This is a genomic window from Pseudomonas sp. o96-267 (assembly GCF_003935465.1).
In the GTDB taxonomy this organism is placed as follows: Bacteria; Pseudomonadota; Gammaproteobacteria; order Pseudomonadales; family Pseudomonadaceae; genus Aquipseudomonas; species Aquipseudomonas sediminis.
Genome location: NZ_RHQP01000071.1, coordinates 1 through 4542 on the forward strand (window position 1 = coordinate 1; position 4542 = coordinate 4542).

At 54.4% G+C, this 4542-nt stretch carries 6 protein-coding genes; all 6 read left to right on the forward strand.

The annotated features are described in order from the left end of the window. The first annotated feature begins 113 nt into the window (after nt 1-113). The 6 genes from EGJ86_RS24585 to EGJ86_RS24615 all read left to right on the forward strand — a co-directional run bounded on the left by EGJ86_RS24585 (nt 114) and on the right by EGJ86_RS24615 (nt 4022). Nucleotides 114-869 (forward strand): subclass B1 metallo-beta-lactamase DIM-1, encoded by a 756-nt coding sequence (locus tag EGJ86_RS24585; RefSeq protein ID WP_063860203.1) that lies wholly within the window; start codon nt 114-116, stop codon nt 867-869. Between the two features lie 24 nt (nt 870-893). After that, nucleotides 894-1454, forward strand: coding sequence for an AacA4 family aminoglycoside N(6')-acetyltransferase (locus EGJ86_RS24590; RefSeq protein ID WP_256672511.1), 561 nt, complete (start codon nt 894-896; stop codon nt 1452-1454). An 84-nt stretch (nt 1455-1538) separates the two neighbouring features. After that, the gene (locus EGJ86_RS24595) at nt 1539-1991 is read left to right on the forward strand and encodes an NAD(+)--rifampin ADP-ribosyltransferase Arr-2 (RefSeq protein ID WP_000237816.1); all 453 of its coding nucleotides are present in this window, start codon (nt 1539-1541) and stop codon (nt 1989-1991) included. A gap of 222 nt (nt 1992-2213) precedes the next feature. Continuing rightward, nucleotides 2214-2561, forward strand: a complete 348-nt coding sequence (locus EGJ86_RS24600; RefSeq protein WP_000679427.1) for a quaternary ammonium compound efflux SMR transporter QacE delta 1 — start codon at nt 2214-2216, stop codon at nt 2559-2561. Next, the gene (gene sul1, locus EGJ86_RS24605) at nt 2555-3394 is read left to right on the forward strand and encodes a sulfonamide-resistant dihydropteroate synthase Sul1 (protein WP_000259031.1); all 840 of its coding nucleotides are present in this window, start codon (nt 2555-2557) and stop codon (nt 3392-3394) included. Before EGJ86_RS24600 ends, sul1 begins: the two co-directional genes overlap by 7 nt. Nucleotides 3395-3521: 127 nt before the next feature. Continuing rightward, nucleotides 3522-4022, forward strand: a complete 501-nt coding sequence (locus EGJ86_RS24615) for a GNAT family N-acetyltransferase (protein ID WP_000376623.1) — start codon at nt 3522-3524, stop codon at nt 4020-4022. Nucleotides 4023-4542 lie beyond the last annotated feature (520 nt).

The window sequence follows — 4542 nt, forward strand, 5'->3', positions numbered from 1 at the left end:
GCATCCAAGCAGCAAGCGCGTTACGCCGTGGGTCGATGTTTGATGTTATGGAGCAGCAACGATGTTACGCAGCAGGGCAGTCGCCCTAAAACAAAGTTAGAGGGAAAAATCGAATGAGAACACATTTTACAGCGTTATTACTTCTATTCAGCTTGTCTTCGCTTGCTAACGACGAGGTACCTGAGCTAAGAATCGAGAAAGTAAAAGAGAACATCTTTTTGCACACATCATACAGTCGTGTGAATGGGTTTGGTTTGGTCAGTTCAAACGGCCTTGTTGTCATAGATAAGGGTAATGCTTTCATTGTTGATACACCTTGGTCAGACCGAGATACAGAAACGCTCGTACATTGGATTCGTAAAAATGGTTATGAGCTACTGGGGAGTGTTTCTACTCATTGGCATGAGGATAGAACCGCAGGAATTAAATGGCTTAATGACCAATCAATTTCTACGTATGCCACGACTTCAACCAACCATCTCTTGAAAGAAAATAAAAAAGAGCCAGCGAAATACACCTTGAAAGGAAATGAGTCCACATTGGTTGACGGCCTTATCGAAGTATTTTATCCAGGAGGTGGTCATACAATAGACAACGTAGTGGTGTGGTTGCCAAAGTCGAAAATCTTATTTGGCGGCTGTTTTGTGCGTAGCCTTGATTCCGAGGGGTTAGGCTACACTGGTGAAGCCCATATTGATCAATGGTCCCGATCAGCTCAGAATGCTCTGTCTAGGTACTCAGAAGCCCAGATAGTAATTCCTGGCCATGGGAAAATCGGGGATATAGCGCTGTTAAAACACACCAAAAGTCTGGCTGAGACAGCCTCTAACAAATCAATCCAGCCGAACGCTAACGCGTCGGCTGATTGAGGCGTTAGGCAGCACAGAGCGACCATTTCATGTCCGCGAGCACCCCCCCCCATAACTCTTCGCCTCATGACCGAGCGCGACCTGCCGATGCTCCATGATTGGCTCAACCGGCCGCACATCGTTGAGTGGTGGGGTGGTGACGAAGAGCGACCGACTCTTGATGAAGTGCTGGAACACTACCTGCCCAGAGCGATGGCGGAAGAGTCCGTAACACCGTACATCGCAATGCTGGGCGAGGAACCGATCGGCTATGCTCAGTCGTACGTCGCGCTCGGAAGCGGTGATGGCTGGTGGGAAGATGAAACTGATCCAGGAGTGCGAGGAATAGACCAGTTTCTGGCTGACCCGACACAGTTGAACAAAGGCCTAGGAACAAGGCTTGTCCGCGCTCTCGTTGAACTACTGTTCTCGGACCCCACCGTGACGAAGATTCAGACCGACCCGACTCCGAACAACCATCGAGCCATACGCTGCTATGAGAAGGCAGGATTCGTGCGGGAGAAGATCATCACCACGCCTGACGGGCCGGCGGTTTACATGGTTCAAACACGACAAGCCTTCGAGAGAAAGCGCGGTGTTGCCTAACAACTCATTCAAGCCGACGCCGCTTCGCGGCGCGGCTTAATTCAGGTGTTATGCAGCCAAATCCCAACAATTAAGGGTCTTAAAATGGTAAAAGATTGGATTCCCATCTCTCATGATAATTACAAGCAGGTGCAAGGACCGTTCTATCATGGAACCAAAGCCAATTTGGCGATTGGTGACTTGCTAACCACAGGGTTCATCTCTCATTTCGAGGACGGTCGTATTCTTAAGCACATCTACTTTTCAGCCTTGATGGAGCCAGCAGTTTGGGGAGCTGAACTTGCTATGTCACTGTCTGGCCTCGAGGGTCGCGGCTACATATACATAGTTGAGCCAACAGGACCGTTCGAAGACGATCCGAATCTTACGAACAAAAAATTTCCCGGTAATCCAACACAGTCCTATAGAACCTGCGAACCCTTGAGAATTGTTGGCGTTGTTGAAGACTGGGAGGGGCATCCTGTTGAATTAATAAGGGGAATGTTGGATTCGTTAGAGGACTTAAAGCGCCGTGGTTTACACGTCATTGAAGACTAGTCCTTTGCATAACAAAGCCATCAAACCGGACGCCAGAGATTCCGCGCCTGTTGCGCATGGCTTCGCCATTTTATGCGCAATAGGCGCGCCACCCTGTCGCCGTTTATGGCGGCGTTAGATGCACTAAGCACATAATTGCTCACAGCCAAACTATCAGGTCAAGTCTGCTTTTATTATTTTTAAGCGTGCATAATAAGCCCTACACAAATTGGGAGATATATCATGAAAGGCTGGCTTTTTCTTGTTATCGCAATAGTTGGCGAAGTAATCGCAACATCCGCATTAAAATCTAGCGAGGGCTTTACTAAGCTTGCCCCTTCCGCCGTTGTCATAATCGGTTATGGCATCGCATTTTATTTTCTTTCTCTGGTTCTGAAATCCATCCCTGTCGGTGTTGCTTATGCAGTCTGGTCGGGACTCGGCGTCGTCATAATTACAGCCATTGCCTGGTTGCTTCATGGGCAAAAGCTTGATGCGTGGGGCTTTGTAGGTATGGGGCTCATAATTGCTGCCTTTTTGCTCGCCCGATCCCCATCGTGGAAGTCGCTGCGGAGGCCGACGCCATGGTGACGGTGTTCGGCATTCTGAATCTCACCGAGGACTCCTTCTTCGATGAGAGCCGGCGGCTAGACCCCGCCGGCGCTGTCACCGCGGCGATCGAAATGCTGCGAGTCGGATCAGACGTCGTGGATGTCGGACCGGCCGCCAGCCATCCGGACGCGAGGCCTGTATCGCCGGCCGATGAGATCAGACGTATTGCGCCGCTCTTAGACGCCCTGTCCGATCAGATGCACCGTGTTTCAATCGACAGCTTCCAACCGGAAACCCAGCGCTATGCGCTCAAGCGCGGCGTGGGCTACCTGAACGATATCCAAGGATTTCCTGACCCTGCGCTCTATCCCGATATTGCTGAGGCGGACTGCAGGCTGGTGGTTATGCACTCAGCGCAGCGGGATGGCATCGCCACCCGCACCGGTCACCTTCGACCCGAAGACGCGCTCGACGAGATTGTGCGGTTCTTCGAGGCGCGGGTTTCCGCCTTGCGACGGAGCGGGGTCGCTGCCGACCGGCTCATCCTCGATCCGGGGATGGGATTTTTCTTGAGCCCCGCACCGGAAACATCGCTGCACGTGCTGTCGAACCTTCAAAAGCTGAAGTCGGCGTTGGGGCTTCCGCTATTGGTCTCGGTGTCGCGGAAATCCTTCTTGGGCGCCACCGTTGGCCTTCCTGTAAAGGATCTGGGTCCAGCGAGCCTTGCGGCGGAACTTCACGCGATCGGCAATGGCGCTGACTACGTCCGCACCCACGCGCCTGGAGATCTGCGAAGCGCAATCACCTTCTCGGAAACCCTCGCGAAATTTCGCAGTCGCGACGCCAGAGACCGAGGGTTAGATCATGCCTAGCATTCACCTTCCGGCCGCCCGCTAGCGGACCCTGGTCAGGTTCCGCGAAGGTGGGCGCAGACATGCTGGGCTCGTCAGGATCAAACTGCACTATGAGGCGGCGGTTCATACCGCGCCAGGGGAGCGAATGGACAGCGAGGAGCCTCCGAACGTTCGGGTCGCCTGCTCGGGTGATATCGACGAGGTTGTGCGGCTGATGCACGACGCTGCGGCGTGGATGTCCGCCAAGGGAACGCCCGCCTGGGACGTCGCGCGGATCGACCGGACATTCGCGGAGACCTTCGTCCTGAGATCCGAGCTCCTAGTCGCGAGTTGCAGCGACGGCATCGTCGGCTGTTGCACCTTGTCGGCCGAGGATCCCGAGTTCTGGCCCGACGCCCTCAAGGGGGAGGCCGCATATCTGCACAAGCTCGCGGTGCGACGGACACATGCGGGCCGGGGTGTCAGCTCCGCGCTGATCGAGGCTTGCCGCCATGCCGCGCGAACGCAGGGGTGCGCCAAGCTGCGGCTCGACTGCCACCCGAACCTGCGTGGCCTATACGAGCGGCTCGGATTCACCCACGTCGACACTTTCAATCCCGGCTGGGATCCAACCTTCATCGCAGAACGCCTAGAACTCGAAATCTAACGTCCGTTCGGGCATCGAGGTCCATGTCGGGGTGGGACGGGCCCGTGGCTTCAAGATCACTTGCAGTCCGACCGCGATGTCTTGGTTGCGCGAGAGGTTGTCGATATCCTCCACTTCCATCATCAACCCTGGATAATGCCGCCGCCGTCATCGCCGCCGACGCCCGTGCCGGGCTTTTCGGGCCTGTCAGGCTTGCTCGGCCTTCAGCCTGCCTGGGCGAGATCTCCGGCGGACGGATTAACGGCGGAGCTTCGCCGCCTTTCGTGCGTGTGAAGGCCGAAGATAGTTCTCTCAAAAACATCCGTTTATGAGAGATACCAAATGTCATTTTCAGAAGACGACTGCACCAGTTGATTGGGCGTAATGGCTGTTGTGCAGCCAGCTCCTGACAGTTCAATATCAGAAGTGATCTGCACCAATCTCGACTATGCTCAATACTCGTGTGGGCTCTGTTGCAAAAATCGTGAAGCTTGAGCATGCTTGGCGGAGATTGGACGGACGGAACGATGACGGATTTCAA

What these genes read in the sequence shown, in the direction of transcription:
- EGJ86_RS24600 (WP_000679427.1), top strand. Translation starts at nt 2,214, where the DNA reads ATGAAAGGCTGGCTTTTTCTTGTTATCGCAATAGTTGGCGAAGTAATC.
- EGJ86_RS24595 (WP_000237816.1), top strand. Translation starts at nt 1,539, where the DNA reads ATGGTAAAAGATTGGATTCCCATCTCTCATGATAATTACAAGCAGGTG.
- sul1 (WP_000259031.1), top strand. Translation starts at nt 2,555, where the DNA reads ATGGTGACGGTGTTCGGCATTCTGAATCTCACCGAGGACTCCTTCTTC.
- EGJ86_RS24615 (WP_000376623.1), top strand. Translation starts at nt 3,522, where the DNA reads ATGGACAGCGAGGAGCCTCCGAACGTTCGGGTCGCCTGCTCGGGTGAT.
- EGJ86_RS24585 (WP_063860203.1), top strand. Translation starts at nt 114, where the DNA reads ATGAGAACACATTTTACAGCGTTATTACTTCTATTCAGCTTGTCTTCG.